Here is a 17,276-nt window from a genome sequence, read left to right as displayed (position 1 = left end):
GGGGTCTCGGGGCGGGGTCGCTAGCCCCCGCGAAGGCTCGAGGAGCGGATGGTCAGCGTCGGCTCGAGCAGGACGGGGCCGGGGTGGCGCGCGGGGTCGACGAGCATGTCCCACGCGATGCGGGCGGCGTCGGCGACGGGCTGGTGGACGCTCGTCAGGCTCATCGCTGCAGCGACGTCGGTGTCGTCGAAGCCGACGACACCGATGTCGGCACCGGGGCGCAGGCCGCGGTTGCGTACCGCGCGCAGCGCCCCGAGGGCGAGCAGGTCGGACGCACAGACGATCGCGGCGTCGGGCCCGAGCCGGCCGAGCAGCTCCTCGGCGGCGTCGGTGGCCTCGTCGATGTCCTGCACCGACGCTGCGGCGGGGGCCGACTCGTCGAGGCCGAGCTCCATGAGCGCGTCGTTCCAGCCGCGCCAGCGGTCGTCACCCACGGGCGAACCGGCGGGCCAGCCGAGGAAGCCGACCTGGCGGTACCCGGCGTCGACGAGGTGGTGCACGGCGCCGCGGACCCCGGCGGCACCGTCGACGTCGACCCAGCGGGTCAGCTCGGGCTGGTCCCACACGCGGCCGAACGACACGAAGGGCACGGCGTGCTCGATGAGCCACGGCGGTCGCGGGTCGGACGGCCGGGTGTCGGCGAGGACGAAGCCGTCGACGAGGCCGCTCGCGAGGGTCTGGCGGTAGCCGGCCACGACGTCGTCCGGGTCGGGCGCGAAGGCGACGAGGTGGCTCGTGTGGCTCGGAGCCGAAACGGTGAGCTCGACGAGGAACTCGTCGAGGATGTGGCCCATGCGACGGTGACCGGACGGGTTGACCTCGAAGCCGTACGCCCAAGCCCGCTTGCGGCGCAGCTGCTGGGCGCTGACGTGCGGCGTGAAGCCGAGCCGGTCGATCTCGCGCTGCACCCGCTCGAGGGTGTCGGGGGCGACGCGGTCGGGCCGGTTGAGGACGTTGCTCACGGTCTGGCGGGACACGCCGGCGGCGCTGGCGACATCGACGATCGTCGGGCGGGCGCCCGGCACCGTCGTCGTCCCCTCGCCCATGCCCGCTCCTTCGCGTTCGGTGATTTTGATCGTTCAAAACTCGCGACGGACGCGGACTTGAACGTTCATACGAGACGGAGCATGCTCTGTCCTGCCGACGAGGTCAAGCGCCCGACACCGGATCGTGACAGGTTGGGAGCCGGACGACGTCGACGGTCCCGCCCGAGACCTCGGGCCGGCCACCCCGCCCCACCCCGCCCGACGGAAGGCTCACGACGTGCCCCAGCCAGACGCGTCCACCCCCGCTCGCCAGCCCTGGCTGCACGAGCTGTCGATCCTCGTCGACGGCAACGCCACGGTGCTCGCCGACCGCTCGGGCGACGTCCTGCCGGGCACCGCCCAGGGCCTCTACGTCGACGACCGCCGCGTGCTGCACACCCTGCGCCTCGAGGTGTCCGGCGAACAGCCCTCCCCCGTCGCCGAGCGGGCCTCGGGCGCGGTCGGCCACTACGCGAGCGCCGCTCGGGCACTGGGCAATCCGGGCCCCGACCCCACCGTCGAGGTGGTCCGCACCCGCACGCTCTCCTCGTCCGGGGGGCGGTGCCTCACCGAGGTCATCGCGGTCACGTCGCGGGCCGACGCGCCCGTCACCGCCACCCTGCGGCTCGTCGTCGCGGGTGACGGTCGCGACATCGCCGCGGTCAAGTCCGGCCACCTCGCCGGGATCGACACCGCGCCCGAGATCGACGGCGCCACAGTCGTGCTCGCCGACGAGTGGCACCGCACGACGGTGTCCTTCGACAGCGCGACGTCCGCGGCGGTCGAGGCGCTGCCCGGCGGCACGGCGGCCCTGACGGCCGAGGTCACGGTCGCCCCGGGCGCCACCGAGTCGGTCGCCCTGACGGTGCGCACCGAGCGCATCGCGGCCTCCGCGTTCGATGCCGACGCCGGCGCTGACGCCGTTCCGTGGTCCGAGGTCGTCGTCACGGCCGGGGACCACCGCCTCGGCACCACTGTGCGCGCGGGCCTCGACGACCTCCAGCACCTGCTCCTGCGCGATCCCGAGCACCCGTCCGACGTCTTCACCGCCGCCGGATCGCCTTGGTACCTGACGCTTTTCGGCCGCGACTCGCTGTGGGCTGCGCGACTGCTGCTGCCCTTCGGCACCGAGGTCGCCGCAGGCACGCTCCGCACCCTCGCCCGCCGCCAGGGCCGCACCACCGACCCCCTCACCGGCGAGGCGCCCGGCAAGATCCCGCACGAGCTGCGCCGACACGTCCTGCGCGACGCGAACACCGGCATGACGCTGCCGCAGGTCTACTACGGCACCGTCGACGCCACGGCCCTGTGGGTCTGCCTCCTCGCCGAGGCGCGCGCCTGGGGCCTGCCCGACGCCGAGGTGGCCGACCTCCTGCCGCCCCTGCGCGCAGCCGTCGCGTGGCTCACCGGCGACGGACAGCCCGACGGCGACGGCGTGCTCAAGTACGTCGACGAGTCGGGCACGGGCCTGGCCAACCAGGGCTGGAAGGACTCCGGCGACTCGATCCGCGGGCGCGACGGCGTCGTCGCCACGGCCCCGATCGCCCTCGTCGAGGCCCAGGCCTACGCCGTCGAGGCGCTCCGCGCGGCGGCCGGCCTGCTCCGCGCCCTCGGCCAGCCCGACGCCGAGGCGGCCGAGGCGAATGCGGCAGCCGATAGGCTGGAATCCACACTGCGAGAGCGGTTCTGGGTCGACACCGATGCCGGCCACCACCTCGCGATCGCCCTCGACGCTGCCGGTCGCCCGGTCGACGGCCTCGCCTCCAACATGGGCCACGTGCTCGGCACGGGCGCCCTCACCGGCGACGAGGCGCGCCGGGTCGCCGCCACCCTCACCGGCCCCGAGCTGCTCGACACGTTCGGCGTGCGCACCTTCGGCACGGGCAACGGCGGCTTCAACCCCATCGGCTACCACACCGGCTCCATCTGGACCCACGACACCGCGATCGCCGCCACCGGCCTGGCCCGCGAGGGACTCACCGACGAGGCCGTCGCCGTCGGGCGCACCCTGCTCGCCTCGGCCGAGGCCTTCGGCTACCGCTGGCCCGAGCTGTACTCGGGCGTGCCGTTCGCCGGCGCCCCGACGCCCTACCCGGCCTCGTGCCGGCCGCAGGCGTGGTCGGCGGCCTCCGCGGCCGCCCTCGTCACCGTCGCGCTCGGCCTGCGGGCCGACGCGTCGACGCGCACGCTGCACCTGACCCCGGCCCGCCCGGCACCGTTCGGGCCGATGCGGGTCGAAGGTCTGCGCTTCCTCGGCGGGCGCGTCGACGTCGAGGTCGACGCGTCGGGCGAGGTCACCGTGCTCGCCGCCCCGGAGGGCGTCACGGTCGAGGTGCACCGAGCCGGGTAAGAAGAAGGCATGGCAGACCCCCGGCGTCCGCGCACGCCCGACGACACGATCGGCGCGCGCGACCTCACCTCGTGGCACACCCGCGCGGGGCGGTGGCTCGTCGGCATCTTCGCGGGGCTGGCCCGGGCCTCGCGGCCGGCCGCCCGACGCGTGGCCTCGTGGTCGTCGGCGCACGTGGCCTTCGTCGTGTTCGCCGTGGTCGCGGTGGTCGTCATGATGGCGCTCGTCGAGGGCGTGGAGACGGTGTACGAGGCGGTCGTCGGACGCGACGGGATCACCGTCGTCGACCAGCCGGTGCTCGACGCCGCCGTCTCGCTGCGCTCCCCCGGGCTCGACTCCGCCGTCACCGCCTTCACCGACGTCGGCGGCCCGGTCGGCATGCCGATCCTGGCCCTCGTGGCCGTCGCCGTCATCACGTGGCGCCGCCGACGGTGGACGCCGCTCGTACTCATGGTCGTCGCGGCGGCCGGCTCGTTGGCCATGACCATCGTCGGCAAGGGCTTCGTCGACCGGGCCCGGCCGCCGGCCTCGCTCGCCGTGCCACCGCTCGAGGCGTCGGCGTCGTTCCCGAGCGGTCACACCCTCAACGCGACGGTCCTGACGACGGTCGTCGTCTACCTCGTCCTCATCGAGACCACGGCGGCCTGGCAGCGCGTCGTCGCCGTCACCGTCGGCGCGCTCTTCGTCGGGTCGATGGGCCTGTCCCGGGTATTCCTCGGCCACCACTGGCTCACCGACGTGCTGGCGGGATGGCTCATCGGCTTGGCCTGGGCTCTCGCCGTCATCACGGCCCACCGCCTCTGGCTCACCCTGCGCGAGCGCCCGGAGGCCGCCGCCCGCGAGCCCGAGGCCATACCGCAGGTGCCGCGCGGCTCCTAGGATCGACAGGGTGAAGCCGGCGATCATCCTCGTGTCCGAGACCCGCTGCGAGCAGCTGCGCGACGAGTTCAGCCGCTACGAGCGCGACTACGAGCTGCCCACGGCCACCTCTGCGCACGAGGCCAAGCTCCAGGCCAGGCGCGTCGTGGCCGAGGGCGGCCAGGTGGCGATGTTCGTCACCGAGTCGCGCCTGCCCGACGGGGACGTGCACCAGGCGTTCCACTGGTGGCGCCAGACCGTCCCGACCGCCCGACGCGTCATCGCCGCCCACGTGTCGACGTTCCGCGACGACGCCGAGCGCCTGCGCGGTGGCATGGCCAAGGGCAAGTACGACGCCTACCTGCTCATGCCGCGCGGTGCCCGCGACGAGGAGTTCCACACGGCCATCTGCGAGCTGCTCTCCGACTGGGGCTCGACCGTCGCCGAGCCGGAGGTCGTGGCCGTCGCGATCATCTCGCCCGTCGAGGACGCCCTGACGCTCAGCATCCGCGACTACCTCGACCGGATGGGCATGCCCAACCGGGTGTACCCGCCCGAGAGCGAGAAGGGTCAGTACGTCCTGCAGCTCGTCGCGGCCGAGGGCGGCGAGCCCGAGTTCCCGCTCGTCATGGACCTCAACAAGCGGGTCGGCAGCGCACGCAGCGTCCGCGACGTCGCCTCGCGCATCTACGGCCGCCCTGCCGACGTCACGGTCGACCGCGTCGTCGACGTCGCGATCGTCGGCGCCGGCCCGGCGGGTCTCGCGGCCGCCGTGTACGCCTCGTCCGAGGGCCTGACGACCGTGGTGCTCGAGGCCGAAGCCGTTGGCGGACAGGCCGGCACGTCCTCGATGATCCGCAACTACCTCGGCTTCCCCCGGGGCATCTCGGGCATGCGGCTCGCCCAGCGGGCCCGCAACCAGGCCATCCGCTTCGGCACCCAGTTCTTCACCGGCTGGCCCGTCACGACCTTCGTGCCCGGAGAGGTCGGCGACGACGGCATCCCGACGCCGCACCGGCTCTGCACCGAGGGCGGCGACGTGCTGGCCCGCGCCGTCGTCGTGTCGGCCGGGGTCAAGTACCGACGCCTCGACGCCCCCGGCATCGAGAAGCTCGTCGGCCTCGGCGTCCACTACGGCAGCGCCATGACGGCCGCCCGGGAGATGGAGGGCTACGACGTCATCGTCGTCGGCGGCGGCAACTCCGCCGGCCAGGCCGCGATCCACCTGGCCCGCTTCGCCGGTTCCGTCACGATCCTCGTGCGACGCGAGACCCTCGCCGAGACGATGTCGGACTACCTCGTCGGCGAGATCGCCTTCAACCCGCGCATCACGGTGCAGGGCTGCTCCGAGGTCGTCGAGGGCGGCGCCGGCGACGACGGCCGCCTCGGCTGGGTCACCGTTCGCGACACCCGCGACGGCACCGAGACGCGTCGCGACTGCCGGGGGCTCTTCCTGCTCATCGGCGCAGCGCCCTACTGCGACTGGCTCCCCGACGCCGTGGCCCGCGACGAGCGCGGTTTCGTCCTCACCGGCCGCGACGTGCCACAGGACCGCTGGGCGGGCGACCTGCCGCCCGAGAGCCTCGAGACGACGGTGCCCGGCGTCTTCGCCGCCGGCGACATCCGGGCGGGCTCGATGAAGCGTGTGGCTGCGGCGAGCGGCGAGGGAGCCTCGGTCGTGCCGCTCGTGCACGCGTGGCTCGACCCGACGCGGTGGGCGCCGTCGCCGGAGCGCGTCACAGCTCGATGAGCCGGCCCGCGTCGAAGGTGTAGCGCACCGCCGTCGTCGTGGCCGGCGGCAGGGTGGTCGGGTGCGCGGCGTGCCGCGGCGGGTGCGGACGGTGCGAGGTGTCGGCGGCGTAGGTCAGCCCGCGTTCGACGCCGGCCGCCTGCGCCTGCGCCGCGCCGATGCCGGCCGTACCGACGAAGGCCACGGCCACCGCGGCCCCGGCAGCCCCGAGCCCCCGACGCAGCGAGGACCGCACGGAGCGACGCCTCGGGCGGCGCGCGTCCGTCGGCAGGTGGGGGAGGTCGGTGGGCCGGGGTCCGCGTGTCGTGTCCATGACTCGACCCTCGGGCCGGTGGCTGTGCACCGTCTGTGGCCACCCACTGAGCGCACGATGCGTCGGCGCCCTTGTGCCGCAGAGCCGTCCGACCGCTACCAGCAGCGAGGTCCCCGGGTCAGCGGTCGAGGGCGTCGGCCATGTCGTCGGCGACGACGTGAGCCGATTCGCCTGCCTCGTCGCGAAGCCCGGCCACCACGCCCTCACGATCGGCGTCGGACCGGTTCTGCGACAGCTTCGCCTTGCCCTCGACCTTCTCGACGACGAGCTCGATGCCGACGATGGCCCGCAGCTGCCCTCGCACGTAGGACGCCGGGGCGTCGGTGACGGCCCACGGCTGCACCCGCCCCGCCTCGTGCCGCTGCGTCAGCCGGGTGACGACGTCGAGGACCCAGTCGGGGTCGTCGTGCACGGTGACGGCGCCCGAGAGGTGCACCTCGCTGTAGTTCCACGTCGGCACGACACGGCCGTGCTCGCGCTTGCTCGCGTACCAGCCCGGCGACACGTACGCGTCGGCCCCGGTGACGACCACGAGACCCGGCGAGCCGGCGGCGATCCGTGCGCACTGCTCGTTGAAACGGGCCAGGTGGCCGACGAGCCGCAGCCCGGCCGGCGCATCGGGGGCGTCGTCGACGAGCACCGGCAGCAGCGTCGCGTCGGGACGCCCGTCGGGTCCGACGGTGACGAGGTGGCCGGACGGGTGGGCGTCGAGGAAGCGTCGGACGTCCGCGTCGGCCATGGCGTTGGCGCGGGGCACGTACATGGCTCGATCGTCGCACGCCCCCGGCCGGGTGCCCCCGACCCACCAACGGACACACGACCGCCCGCCCGACGGGGTGTCGGGCGGGCGGCGCGGGGAGGGAGGAGAGGTCAGGAGTGGCGGTGCGGTGCCCGGCGGGGCTCGGCGGCCCACGGCCGGGGCGCGGTGCGGTCGGCGTGGAGGGGCCGTACCGACTCGGCGTCGTGCCGGGCGGCCGGGTCGAGCCGCTCGGCGAGGCGTCGCAGCAGGAGCGCGGCGCGCACGTGGCGGGTGACGCGTCGGGGCGCGTGGTGCCGCGCGGCCGAGCGCTGGACGATGAGGTCGCGGGCGAGCGCCTCCTGCGGGCTCAGGGTCATGGCCCCGTTCACGGTGCTCATGCGAGGCTCACCGAGGCGCGCTTGACGTGGATGTCGCCGCTGCCCGAGTGGACGGAGAGGCTGGCCCGCGCCTCGGAGTCGCCGGGGGCGTCGGTCGACTCGAGGTCGACGTCGACGTCGCCGGTGACGCTGTTGAGGTCGAGGTAGGTGGCGACGCCGTGGGCGATGCCGATGGTGACGTCGCCGGTGCCCGTGCGGGCCTGGATCTGTCCGCCGTGGACCGCGCCGAGGACGACGTCACCGGTGCCGGTCATGAGCTCGAGGTCGCCGGTGCTCGCGTCGACGTGGAGGTCGCCGGAGCCGGTCTTGGCCTTGACCGGGGCGTCGGAGCGGCGCAGCGCGATGTCGCCACTGCCGGAGACGAGGTCGAGCCGGCCGCCGGCCGTGCCGATCGAGACGTCGCCCGAGCCGGTCTTGGCGTTGACGTCGCCGCGGGACGACTGGAGGGTGAGGTCGCCGGACCCGGACTTGAGGTGGGCCGATGCCACCTCGTGGAAGGTGAGGTCGCCGGCGCCGGTGCTGGCGCGCACGTCGCCGAGCAGACCGGACGCGGTGACGTCGCCGGCGCCGGTCTTGGCCTCGACCGTGCTGTCGGACGGCAGCTCGATCTCGACGTCGACCGAGCCCTTGCTGCCGAGGCCGAAGAAGCCCTCCTTCTTCGGGGCGATGACGACGACGTCGTTGCCGCGGGCCTCGACGGTGAACTTCTCGGCCATCTCGGCGCCGCTGCGGCCGCGCGGGATCAGCCGCACGACGGTGGTCGTGCCCGGCGTGACGGTGAGCGTCGCGTCGCCGACGAGCAGCTCGACCTTGAGGTTGATGGGACCCGTCGTGTCGAAGCGGGTCTCGAGGGTGTCGCTCATGGTGGTTCCCCTTGCTGGTGTCGTGTGAGAGCTGGTGAGGAGTGGGAGCGGGCGGGTCAGCGGACCCAGCCCTGGACGCGCTTGTTCGAGGAGCGGTTGCGGCCGGGGGCACCCGGGCCGAACTGGACGCCGGTCGGGCCGACGTTGACGCTGAAGCCGGGGTTCGTCGCGGCGCGGACGGCGTTGACGATCCACGTGTTGAGGGACTGGCCGCGCTGGCCGGCGAGCTCCTCGGCCCGGCCCTTGAGGGCCTCGGGCAGCCGCAGCGTGATGCGGGAGGTCTCGGCGCCCTCGTCGTCGGCCGACAGCGTCGTCGTGTCGTCGGTGCGGACCACCTGGGTGTCGTCGGGGGCCACGGCCGCCGGGCCCCCGCCGACGACGACGAAGACGGGCTCGCGGCCCTGCAGCCGCACCTCGACCGACGTGCCGTCGAGCTCGTTGGTGATCTCGGCGGCGGCGTGCGAGAGGGCGTCCATGAGGGCGAGCCGCGCGGAGGAGTCGATGGCGTACCCGAGGCGTTCGGCGGCCTGCTCGAGCTCCGGACCCATCGCCCTGGCCGCCTGGGCGAGATCCCGACGCAGTGCGTCGACGTGCTCCGTGATGTCCATACGCATCACTATGACACCACTGTGGTGTCACGTCAACACCATGACACCATCACATTGCGTCACGCACGCCCGCCGGGCACGGAACACGCACGGAACACGCACGGGAAACGGGTACGTCGGTGGCGTCGACGGGCCGCAGAATGGTTCCCGACCGCGGCCCTCCCTCGGGCCGTGGACCCCTCACGAAAGGGTGCCGATGCGCAGCCTCGCCACCTCCGAACACCCCACCGTCCGGAAGCTGTCCTCCGCGATCGGCACCGTCTCCTCCCGCGCCCGCGCCCGGCAGTTCTCCAGGGTCATGCGGCGCATGGGCGCGGCCCCCGCGTCGATCGTGCCGCGGGTGCAGGACTCCCCGAACTTCCGCGACGGACGCTTCCAGTCGGCCGAGCCGTCGCTGCGCCCCCGCGTCAAGGCCCAGACGAGCGCACTGCTCGCTGCCGTGCGCGTGCACAAGCGCGGGCAGCCCGTCGGCACGGTGCCGATCGTGCCGGCCGAGCACCCCGAGCAGCCGGGCGACCTCGCCGTCACGTGGTACGGCCACGCCACGAGCGTCCTCGAGGTCGACGGCGTCCGGTTCCTCATCGACCCCGTCTTCGGCGAGCGCGTCTCCCCCGTCCTGCGCACCGGCCCCAAGCGGATGCACCCGGTGCCCGGGCAGATCGAGGACCTCCCGCCGATCGACGCCGTCCTGCTCAGCCACGACCACTACGACCACCTCGACGAGCCGTCCATCGCCCGGCTCGAGCGCAGCCACCGCCCGCGGTACGTCGTGCCCCTCGGCGTCGACGCCCACCTGCGGGCCTGGGGCGTCGACGAGGACCGCGTCACCGCCCTCGACTGGCGGCAGTCCACCGACGTCGGCGCCGTCCACGTCACGTGCACCGAGGCCCGGCACAACTCCGGCCGTGGGTTCATCGACTCCCAGACGCTGTGGGCCGGGTGGGCCCTGCGCGGCCCACACCACTCGGCGTACTTCCCCGGCGACTCGGGCACCTCGAAGCGGTTCGCCGCCATCGGCGCCGACCTCGGCCCCTTCGACCTGACGCTCATGCCCGTCGGCGCCTACGACCCCTACTGGCCCGACATCCACATGGACCCCGAGCAGGCGGTCGCCGCGCACCGCGACGTCAACCGCATCGGCTCGGACCCCGAGGGTGTCACCGCCGACGCCGCCGGGGAGGCTGACGGCTTCCTGCCCGAGGAGCACCGGGTCGACACCCCGGGCGGCGCGCACGAGGAGGGCGAGCCGTCGGCCGACGGGCACCGCGTCCCGACCGCCGCGCGTCGCTCCGTCCTCGTGCCGGTGCACTGGGCCACCTTCAACCTCGCCATGCACTGGTGGTCCGAGCCCGTGCGCCGCACCCGGGCCGCGGCCGCCGCGGCGGGCGTGCCCGTCGCCTGCCCACGCGTCGGGGAGCGGGTCGACCTGACGATCGGGGAACCGGACGAGGTGGCCCGGAAGTTCAACGAACAGTGGTGGGAGGAGTGCGCGGCCCCCGAGGACCGCGACTGACCCCCGCCGACCGACCAGCCGGTCCCCTGCGGACCCGAGAGGACACCCGGTGCAGCTGCCGATCCTGCGACGCATGGGCGCCACGACGACCACCGTCCGCGCCCGCGTCACCGCCTCCCCGAACTACCGCGACGGCAAGTTCCGGGCGCACGAGCCCGCCCACGTCGTCGCGACGCCGGAGGCCGAGGGGCCGGGCGGACTGCTCGGCACGATGTGGCGCGAGCGGGGGCGTGGCCGGCCGGCCGGGCCCGTCCCCCTCGTGCGGCCGCAGCACCCCGCCCAGCCCGCCGAGCTGGCGGTGACCTGGTACGGCCACGCGACGTCGGTCGTCGAGGTCGACGGCGCGCGCTTCCTGCTCGACCCGGTGTTCGGCCAGCGGGCCTCGCCGTCCGGGCTCGTCGGACCCAAGCGGCTGCACCCGACGCCCGGCACCATCGCCGAGCTGCCGCCCCTCGACGCCGTCGTCATCAGCCACGACCACTACGACCACCTCGACGAGCCGTCGATCGTGACGCTCGAGCGCACCCACCGCCCGCACTACGTCGTGCCGCTCGGCGTCGACGAGCACCTGCGCGCCTGGGGCGTTCCGGCCGGGCGCATCACCTGCCTCGACTGGCGCGAGTCGACCGTCGTCGCCGGCGTCACGCTGACGTGCACCGAGGCCCGGCACTTCTCCGGGCGCGGCTTCGTCCGAGACCAGACGCTGTGGGCGGCGTGGTCGCTGCGCGGCCCCCGGCACGCCGTGTTCTTCGGTGGCGACTCCGGACCGACGCACCGCTACGCCGACATCGGCACCGACCTCGGCCCGTTCGACCTGACGATCATCCCGGTCGGTGCGTACAGCGTGCACTGGCCCGACATCCACCTCGACCCCGAGCAGGCGATCTCGGCCCACCTCGACGTCAACCGGGGCGGCACCGAGGCCGTCATGCTGCCGATCCACTGGGCCACCTTCAACCTGGCCCACCACTGGTGGAGCGAGCCGATCCGGTGGGCCCGACGCGTCGCGGCCGACAAGGGCGTGCGCCTCGTGGCCCCGGTCGTCGGCGCCCGCGTCGACCTGTCGGGCGCCGACGTCGACGCCGTCGTGGCCGAGCACCAGGACCCCTGGTGGGAGCCGGCGGCCGGGCCCGAGGACCACGACTGACGACACCTGACACGGAGGGGCCGGCGCGATCGCGTCGGCCCCTCCGTCCGTCCCTGCCCTGCCCTGCCGACGACCGTTGCTGCACGGATCGCCCTCCGGGCGGCGTGTCACGCCGCGTGTCGGGCGGTGGCGCGGACCAACGGTCGTCCGGGGGGTCAGCCGGCCAGGCGTTCCGACGCGCCTGCGGCCGGCGCGAGGGGCGCCCCGGTCAGCGGTGCGTCCTCGGGTGAGGCCACGGTACGTTTCGGGGCGAAGATCCAGCGGCGCATGGCGACGAAGCGAGCGGCCGTGGACAGGACGTTGGCGACGGCGACGACGAGCGTCTGCACCGCGGTGCCGGCGTCGGGGGCCACCGCCCCGAGCACGGCCAGGGCCGCCGTCGTCGCGGCGTAGGTGATGCCGAAGACGACGAGGGCCTGGCCGTGGTGGGTGACGAGCCCTCGGCGGCCGGTGACGCCGAACGTCCAGGCCCGGTTGAGCGCCGTGTTGAACACCGTCGCGACGACGAGCGCCAGGCCGTTGGCGAGGATCGACCCGACGCCGCCCCGCACCAGGGCCGCGAAGAGGCCGAGGTGCAGGGCGGTGGAGACGACGCCGACGCCCGCGAAGCGGATCACCTGCTGCGAGAGGCGGACTCGCGTGCTCTTCGTGGGCGTCGTGGACGTCATGGCCAGTCCTCCTCGTGCAGTCGTCGGGGTCGGTGGGTCGGTGTCACTGGACGGTGGTCGTGCCCGAGCCGAAGGCGGAGCCGGCCACCGGCTGGGTGAGGTCGTAGAACGTCGAGCCACCGATGGTGACGCTCGTGAAGTTCTGCTCGACCCACGACGCGATCTGGGAGGACGCGTTGCTGCCGCCGTTCTGGCCACCGAACCCGCCGCCCGAGGCGAAGTAGTGGATCTTGCCGTCGGCCACGTACTGCTGGAACTGCGCGAGCGTCGGGCTCGGGTCGGACCCGTTGAACCCGCCGATCGCCATGACCGGCAGCTGCGTGCCGAGCTGGAGGCCGGCCGCGGTCTGCGAGCCGACCGCTGCGGCGACCCACGTGTACTTGTCCGCGTCGGCCGACAGCGCCGAGACCACGGCCGTGCTCGGCGTCGACGCGTCGAGCAGTCCGCCCATGCCGCCGCCACCGCCCGGGCCACCCTGCGCGCCACCCTGCTGCGTCGTGCCGTTGCCCGTGCCGTTGTTGCCCTGCGTCGTGCCGCCGGGCAGCTGCTGGCCGCCGAACTGGCCCGGGCCGCCGAAGCCGCCACCACCACCCGGGCCGCCACGGCTCGAGCCCGCGGGTCCGGCCGTGACGATCGAGCCGGTGTGGCCCTGGGCCGTCGTCGAGAGGGTGTAGGCCGCCGGGCCGGCGAGGCCGGCGACGAGCGCCCCGGCGAGGACGAGGGGCACCGCCTTGACGTGCAGCCACTGCGTGGCGAGCAGGAGCAGGGCCGAGGCCATGCCGACAGCGAGGACCGCGATGCGCAGCCAGTCGCCGTAGGCCGTCGTGCCGGACAGGAGGATGAAGCTCCACACCGACGCCGCGGCGACCGCCACTGCGAGGGCGACGGTGCCGACGGCGCGTCGGCGGTGCTCCCACGCCTCGACGGCACCCATGCCGACGAGCGCGCCGATCGCCGGGGCGAGGGCCACGGTGTAGTACTCGTGGAAGATGCCGGCCATGAAGCTGAAGACGAGCATCGTCACGACGAGCCAGCCGCCCCAGACCAGGTAGGCCGCGCGGCGCAGGTCGGTGCGCGGGCGGCGCCCACGGAGGTAGAGCCCGACGCCGAGCAGGACGAGCGCGCTCGGGATGAGCCAGGAGACCTGGTCGCCGACGCTGCTGGAGAACATCCGGAAGAGGCCGGTCGAGCCCCACATGCCACCGCCGGTCGCGCCACCGCCGCCGCCGCCGACCGAGCCGGTCTCGTTGCCGCTCAGGCGGCCCAGGCCGTTGTAACCGAAGGTCAGCTCGAGGAAGGAGTTGTTCTGGCTGCCGCCGATGTAGGGGCGGGCCGACGCCGGGATGAGCTCGACGATCGCGACCCACCAGCCGGCTGACAACACCATCGCACCGACTGCCATGAGGGAGTGGACGATCCGCTTGCGCAGGGTGGTCGGGGCCGCGATGAGATAGGCGAGGCCGAAGAACGGCACGACGAGCAGCACCTGGAGCGTCTTGGTGAGGAAGCCGAGGCCGATGAAGACGCCGACGATCATCATCCACTTCGGCGAGGCCTGGGCGATGGCCTTCATCGTGGCCCACGCGCCGAGCGCCATGAGCAGCGTCAGGAGCGCGTCCGGGTTGTTGAACGTGAACATCAGCGCGGCGACCGGCGTCAGGGCGACCACGGCGCCGGCGATGAGGCCGGCGGCCGCACCGAACTGCTTCTTGACGGTCGTGTGCACGACGCCGACGGTCGCGACGCCCATGAGCGCCTGCGGAATGAGGATGGCGAATGAGCTGAGCCCGAGCACCCGTACCGACAGCGCCATGATCCACAGCGAGGCCGGGGGCTTGTCGACGGTGATCGAGCTGGCGGCGTCGGAGCTGCCGAAGAAGAACGCCTTCCAGCTCGCGCTGCCGGCCTGGACCGCGGCGGAGTAGAAGGAGTTGGCGTAGCCGCTCGAGGTGAGGTTCCACGTGTAGAGCACAAGGGTCACGAGGAGCAGGCCGAACAGGGCAGGGCGCGCCCAGCTCGGGTCGGAGTCGGCGCCGCGCCAGAGGCGGTGCAGCCGGCTCGTGCCACGGCCCGCACCGGCGGGCGGCGGGGCGTCGGTGGGCCGGCGCCCCGGCTGCCCGGTGGTCTCCGGGGCCGCGGGGGCCGAGGAGCCCGGGGAGGTGAGGGTCATGGTGTCCATGGCTCAACGGTCGGGCCGGTCGCTGTGCCGTTCCTATGACATGACTTTGGCGTGCTGATGAGTGGTTTGCCCACCAGCCCGGCCCTGCTCCCCCTCCATCGAGTGAGCACGAAAACCCTCGAGCCCCACCCGTCGTGTGACGGGTGGGGCTGAGTGCTCACTCGATGAGGAGGGGGCGGGACGCGTCAGGTGGCGGAACGCGTCAGGTGGCCGGCGCGTGTCCTCAGGTGGCGGGGAGCATGAGGGAGAAGGTCGTGTCGCCCGGGCGGCTGTCCATCTCGACGCGCCCGCCGTGGGCCTTGCTCACGGCCGCGACGATCGACAGGCCGAGCCCGGTGCTGCCGCCCGCCCGGTTGCGGGCGTCGTCGCCGCGGGCGAAGCGCTCGAACACGTTGGGCTGCAAGGCCTCCGGGACTCCTGGCCCGTCGTCGTGCACGGCGAGGCGGACCCAGTCGCCCTCGGGGCGCACCGACGTCGTGACGCGGGTCCCCTCCGGGGTGTGGGTGCGGGCGTTGGCGAGGAGGTTGGCGACGACCTGGTGCAGCCGCGCGGCATCGCCCCGCACCTCGACGGGCTCAGGCGGAAGGTCGAGGTCCCACCGGTGCTCGGGCGCGGCCGCGTGGGCGTCGCTGACGGCGTTGATGACGAGCATCGACATGTCGACCGGCTTGTCGTCGAGCGGTCGCCCGGCGTCGAGCCGGGCGAGCAGGAGCAGGTCCTCGACGAGCGAGCTCATCCGGTTGGCCTCGGACTCGATGCGGCCCATCGCGTGGGTCACCGACTGGGGCACCGGGTTCGGCTCGCGCCGCGAGATCTCGGCGTAGCCCTTGATCGAGGCCAGCGGCGTGCGCAGCTCGTGCGAGGCGTCGGCGACGAACTGGCGCACCCGCTGCTCGCTCTGGTGGCGCGCGTTGAGGGCCTCGTCGACGTGGTCGAGCATCTCGTTGAAGGCCGCACCGACCTGGCCGACCTCGGTGCGGGTGTCGGTGTCGGCGGGGTCGACGCGTTCGGCGAGCGCCACCTTGCCGGTGTCGAGCGGCATGCGCGACACCTTGGTGGCGGTGGCGGCGAGCCGGCTCAGCGGCTCGAGGTTGCGACGCACGAGCCACGTGCCGAGCACGGCCACGAGGATGATGCCGGCGCCGACGGTCATCGTCGCGACCAGCGCCATCTGCTGGATCGTCCGCTGCTGCTGCGACGTGGGCAGGCCGACCACGAGCGTGCCCTGGGTGCGGGTCCCCGTCTGCCGGTTGGCGAGCGTGGTCTGGGTGGCGACGAGCCGGTACGGGCCGAGCCCGTCGATCACGACGCTCGTCGGCTGCGGGCCCAGGCCGGCCGAGCTCAGCCGCGTGAGCTGGCCGGTCGTCAGTGGCTCGCGCTGCTGGTGGTCGCCCGAGGACGCGGCGCCCCCGGGCGCCGGGATGTCGCTCGTCGGTGTGGTCGGGAAGAAGGCGAGCAGGCCCTCGTCGCCCGGTCCCCGAGGCCCCCCGTTGTCATCGCCGCCGAGGCCGTCGCCGAGGGGCCGGCCGTTGGTGTACTGCCCGAGCGCCGTGCGCAGCTGGTCGTCGACCTGGCCGGTCAGCTGGCGGTTGAGGGCGACGACGGTGAAGGCGCCCGTCAGCAGGCTGATGACGGTGAAGAGGACGAGCATCGAGGCCACGAGCTTGGCGCGCAGCGTCCACGTCGACAGCGGCCGGACGCGTCCGCGCGCCTCGGCGAGGCGCTCGCGCAGCGTCGGGTCCGGCTCGCCGGACGCCTCGGCCGCTCGACTTTCCGCCGGGCGCGCCGGCGCGGGCACCCCGTCGCGCAGCACGACGCGCGGGTCGCCGAACGGCGCGCGCACGTCACGCACGGCGTCCGGGTCGTCCGGGTCGTCCGAGAAGTCGACGCCCGACGCGTGGGAGCCCGACGCGTCGAGGCCCGGCATCGGGGCCGGGACCGACTCGGGCAGGTCGGCGCGCGTGGCCGGCACCTCGACCGGCACCTCGATGGGCAGGTCGACCGTGGTGTCGCCGATCGGCGCGGCCTCAGGCCGCCGGCTTGAGGACATACCCGGCACCCCGCATCGTGTGGATCATCGGCTCGCGGCCGGCGTCGATCTTCTTGCGCAGGTAGGAGATGTAGAGCTCGACGACGTTGGCCTGGCCGCCGAAGTCGTAGTTCCACACCCGATCGAGGATCTGCGCCTTGGACAGCACGCGGCGCGGGTTGCGCATGAGGTAGCGCAGCAGCTCGAACTCGGTGGCGGTCAGGTGGATCTCCTCGCCGCCGCGGGTCACCTCGTGGCTGTCCTCGTCGAGGGTGAGGTCGCCGACGACGAGCACCGAGTCGGATGCCGAGACGGCCACGGTGGTGCGCCGCATGAGGGCGCGGACGCGGGCCACGACCTCCTCGAGCGAGAAGGGCTTGGTGACGTAGTCGTCGCCGCCGGCGGTCAGGCCCGAGACGCGGTCCTCGACGGCGTCCTTGGCGGTGAGGAAGAGGACCGGCACGTTCGGGTTGTCACCGCGCATCCGGCGCAGCACCTCGAGGCCGTCGAAGTCGGGCAGCATCATGTCGAGGACGACGGCGTCGGGGTCGAACTCGCGAGCGGCGCGGACCGCCTCCATGCCGGTGCCGGCCGAGCGCACCTCCCACCCCTCGTAGCGCAGCGCCATGCCGAGCAGCTCGGTGAGGTTGGCCTCGTCGTCGACGACGAGGACGCGCACCGGCGACCCGTCGAGTCGCTGGAGTCGGGCTGCAGCCGGCTTGGTCTTCTCGCTCATGTCATCCAGTGAAACCCCGGGGACTGTGCGACCGCCAGTACCTTCCTGTGCGATTCCTGTGGAGTCCCGGTGCGCGCGTCGGCACCGTTCCGGCCAAGTC

At 73.8% G+C, this 17,276-nt stretch carries 15 protein-coding genes; 5 read left to right on the top strand and 10 right to left on the bottom strand.

Translation table 11 applies throughout. The annotated features are described in order from the left end of the window. Positions 1-20 precede the first annotated feature (20 nt). Positions 21-1,046 carry a LacI family DNA-binding transcriptional regulator gene (locus tag RY076_RS03685; protein ID WP_323096227.1) on the bottom strand — a complete coding sequence of 342 codons (1,026 nt, stop codon included), beginning with the start codon at positions 1,044-1,046 and terminating at the stop codon, positions 21-23. Between the two features lie 217 nt (positions 1,047-1,263). On the opposite strand from RY076_RS03685, the gene RY076_RS03680 reads away from it, so the two are divergent. From RY076_RS03680 to RY076_RS03670, 3 genes are read left to right on the top strand one after another with little or no spacing between them, the layout of a single operon-like run. Then, positions 1,264-3,375 carry an amylo-alpha-1,6-glucosidase gene (locus RY076_RS03680; RefSeq protein ID WP_323096226.1) on the top strand — a complete coding sequence of 704 codons (2,112 nt, stop codon included), beginning with the start codon at positions 1,264-1,266 and terminating at the stop codon, positions 3,373-3,375. A 9-nt stretch (positions 3,376-3,384) separates the two neighbouring features. Continuing rightward, positions 3,385-4,254 carry a phosphatase PAP2 family protein gene (locus tag RY076_RS03675; RefSeq protein ID WP_323096225.1) on the top strand — a complete coding sequence of 290 codons (870 nt, stop codon included), beginning with the start codon at positions 3,385-3,387 and terminating at the stop codon, positions 4,252-4,254. 10 nt (positions 4,255-4,264) lie between these two features. Next, on the top strand, positions 4,265-5,983 hold the full coding sequence (locus tag RY076_RS03670) for an NAD(P)/FAD-dependent oxidoreductase (RefSeq protein WP_323096223.1): 1,719 nt from the start codon (positions 4,265-4,267) through the stop codon (positions 5,981-5,983). Here the strand turns inward: RY076_RS03670 and RY076_RS03665 are convergent. From RY076_RS03665 to RY076_RS03645, 5 genes are all read right to left on the bottom strand, one after another. Then, complete coding sequence (locus RY076_RS03665; RefSeq protein WP_323096221.1) at positions 5,970-6,296, bottom strand: hypothetical protein; 327 nt, start codon at positions 6,294-6,296, stop codon at positions 5,970-5,972. The genes RY076_RS03670 and RY076_RS03665 overlap by 14 nt on opposite strands. A gap of 118 nt (positions 6,297-6,414) precedes the next feature. After that, positions 6,415-7,059 carry an FMN-binding negative transcriptional regulator gene (locus RY076_RS03660; protein WP_323096220.1) on the bottom strand — a complete coding sequence of 215 codons (645 nt, stop codon included), beginning with the start codon at positions 7,057-7,059 and terminating at the stop codon, positions 6,415-6,417. A gap of 107 nt (positions 7,060-7,166) precedes the next feature. Further along, a complete protein-coding gene (locus tag RY076_RS03655; RefSeq protein ID WP_323096218.1) occupies positions 7,167-7,433 on the bottom strand; it encodes a hypothetical protein in 267 nt (88 codons plus the stop codon). Continuing rightward, positions 7,430-8,296: a DUF4097 family beta strand repeat-containing protein gene (locus RY076_RS03650; RefSeq protein ID WP_323096217.1), complete on the bottom strand. Its 867-nt coding sequence runs from the start codon at positions 8,294-8,296 to the stop codon at positions 7,430-7,432. The genes RY076_RS03655 and RY076_RS03650 overlap by 4 nt, the downstream gene beginning before the upstream one ends. A 56-nt stretch (positions 8,297-8,352) precedes the next feature. Next, positions 8,353-8,904 (bottom strand): toxin-antitoxin system HicB family antitoxin, encoded by a 552-nt coding sequence (locus tag RY076_RS03645; RefSeq protein ID WP_323096215.1) that lies wholly within the window; start codon positions 8,902-8,904, stop codon positions 8,353-8,355. A gap of 196 nt (positions 8,905-9,100) precedes the next feature. On the opposite strand from RY076_RS03645, the gene RY076_RS03640 reads away from it, so the two are divergent. Together RY076_RS03640 and RY076_RS03635 are read left to right on the top strand one after the other, a co-directional pair. Beyond that, on the top strand, positions 9,101-10,417 hold the full coding sequence (locus RY076_RS03640) for an MBL fold metallo-hydrolase (protein ID WP_323096213.1): 1,317 nt from the start codon (positions 9,101-9,103) through the stop codon (positions 10,415-10,417). Between the two features lie 49 nt (positions 10,418-10,466). Then, entirely contained in the window at positions 10,467-11,564 is a 1,098-nt protein-coding gene (locus tag RY076_RS03635) for an MBL fold metallo-hydrolase (protein WP_323096211.1), read from the top strand. A gap of 155 nt (positions 11,565-11,719) precedes the next feature. Here RY076_RS03635 and RY076_RS03630 read toward each other — a convergent pair whose 3' ends face one another. The 4 genes from RY076_RS03630 to RY076_RS03615 all read right to left on the bottom strand — a co-directional run bounded on the left by RY076_RS03630 (position 11,720) and on the right by RY076_RS03615 (position 17,176). Then, entirely contained in the window at positions 11,720-12,232 is a 513-nt protein-coding gene (locus RY076_RS03630) for a GtrA family protein (RefSeq protein WP_323096209.1), read from the bottom strand. A gap of 43 nt (positions 12,233-12,275) precedes the next feature. Then, positions 12,276-14,411, bottom strand: a complete 2,136-nt coding sequence (locus RY076_RS03625; protein ID WP_323096207.1) for a glycosyltransferase family 39 protein — start codon at positions 14,409-14,411, stop codon at positions 12,276-12,278. 223 nt (positions 14,412-14,634) lie between these two features. Continuing rightward, a complete protein-coding gene (locus RY076_RS03620; protein WP_323096205.1) occupies positions 14,635-16,461 on the bottom strand; it encodes a sensor histidine kinase in 1,827 nt (608 codons plus the stop codon). Continuing rightward, complete coding sequence (locus RY076_RS03615; protein WP_076262811.1) at positions 16,439-17,176, bottom strand: response regulator transcription factor; 738 nt, start codon at positions 17,174-17,176, stop codon at positions 16,439-16,441. Before RY076_RS03615 ends, RY076_RS03620 begins: the two co-directional genes overlap by 23 nt. Between the last annotated feature and the right edge of the window lie 100 nt (positions 17,177-17,276).

Origin of the sequence: Intrasporangium zincisolvens, assembly GCF_034724055.1 — a bacterium.
Lineage (GTDB): Bacteria > Actinomycetota > Actinomycetes > Actinomycetales > Dermatophilaceae > Monashia > Monashia zincisolvens.
The sequence above is the reverse complement of the archived record's forward strand: the minus strand, read 5'-3'. Positions and strand labels throughout refer to the sequence as shown.

Excerpts from the sequence above, each read along its gene's own strand:
- RY076_RS03645 (WP_323096215.1), bottom strand. The coding sequence starts at position 8,904 with ATGGACATCACGGAGCACGTCGACGCACTGCGTCGGGATCTCGCCCAG.
- RY076_RS03625 (WP_323096207.1), bottom strand. The coding sequence starts at position 14,411 with ATGGACACCATGACCCTCACCTCCCCGGGCTCCTCGGCCCCCGCGGCC.
- RY076_RS03615 (WP_076262811.1), bottom strand. The coding sequence starts at position 17,176 with ATGAGCGAGAAGACCAAGCCGGCTGCAGCCCGACTCCAGCGACTCGAC.
- RY076_RS03685 (WP_323096227.1), bottom strand. The coding sequence starts at position 1,046 with ATGGGCGAGGGGACGACGACGGTGCCGGGCGCCCGCCCGACGATCGTC.
- RY076_RS03665 (WP_323096221.1), bottom strand. The coding sequence starts at position 6,296 with ATGGACACGACACGCGGACCCCGGCCCACCGACCTCCCCCACCTGCCG.
- RY076_RS03640 (WP_323096213.1), top strand. The coding sequence starts at position 9,101 with ATGCGCAGCCTCGCCACCTCCGAACACCCCACCGTCCGGAAGCTGTCC.
- RY076_RS03630 (WP_323096209.1), bottom strand. The coding sequence starts at position 12,232 with ATGACGTCCACGACGCCCACGAAGAGCACGCGAGTCCGCCTCTCGCAG.
- RY076_RS03620 (WP_323096205.1), bottom strand. The coding sequence starts at position 16,461 with ATGTCCTCAAGCCGGCGGCCTGAGGCCGCGCCGATCGGCGACACCACG.
- RY076_RS03675 (WP_323096225.1), top strand. The coding sequence starts at position 3,385 with ATGGCAGACCCCCGGCGTCCGCGCACGCCCGACGACACGATCGGCGCG.
- RY076_RS03650 (WP_323096217.1), bottom strand. The coding sequence starts at position 8,296 with ATGAGCGACACCCTCGAGACCCGCTTCGACACGACGGGTCCCATCAAC.
- RY076_RS03655 (WP_323096218.1), bottom strand. The coding sequence starts at position 7,433 with ATGAGCACCGTGAACGGGGCCATGACCCTGAGCCCGCAGGAGGCGCTC.
- RY076_RS03660 (WP_323096220.1), bottom strand. The coding sequence starts at position 7,059 with ATGTACGTGCCCCGCGCCAACGCCATGGCCGACGCGGACGTCCGACGC.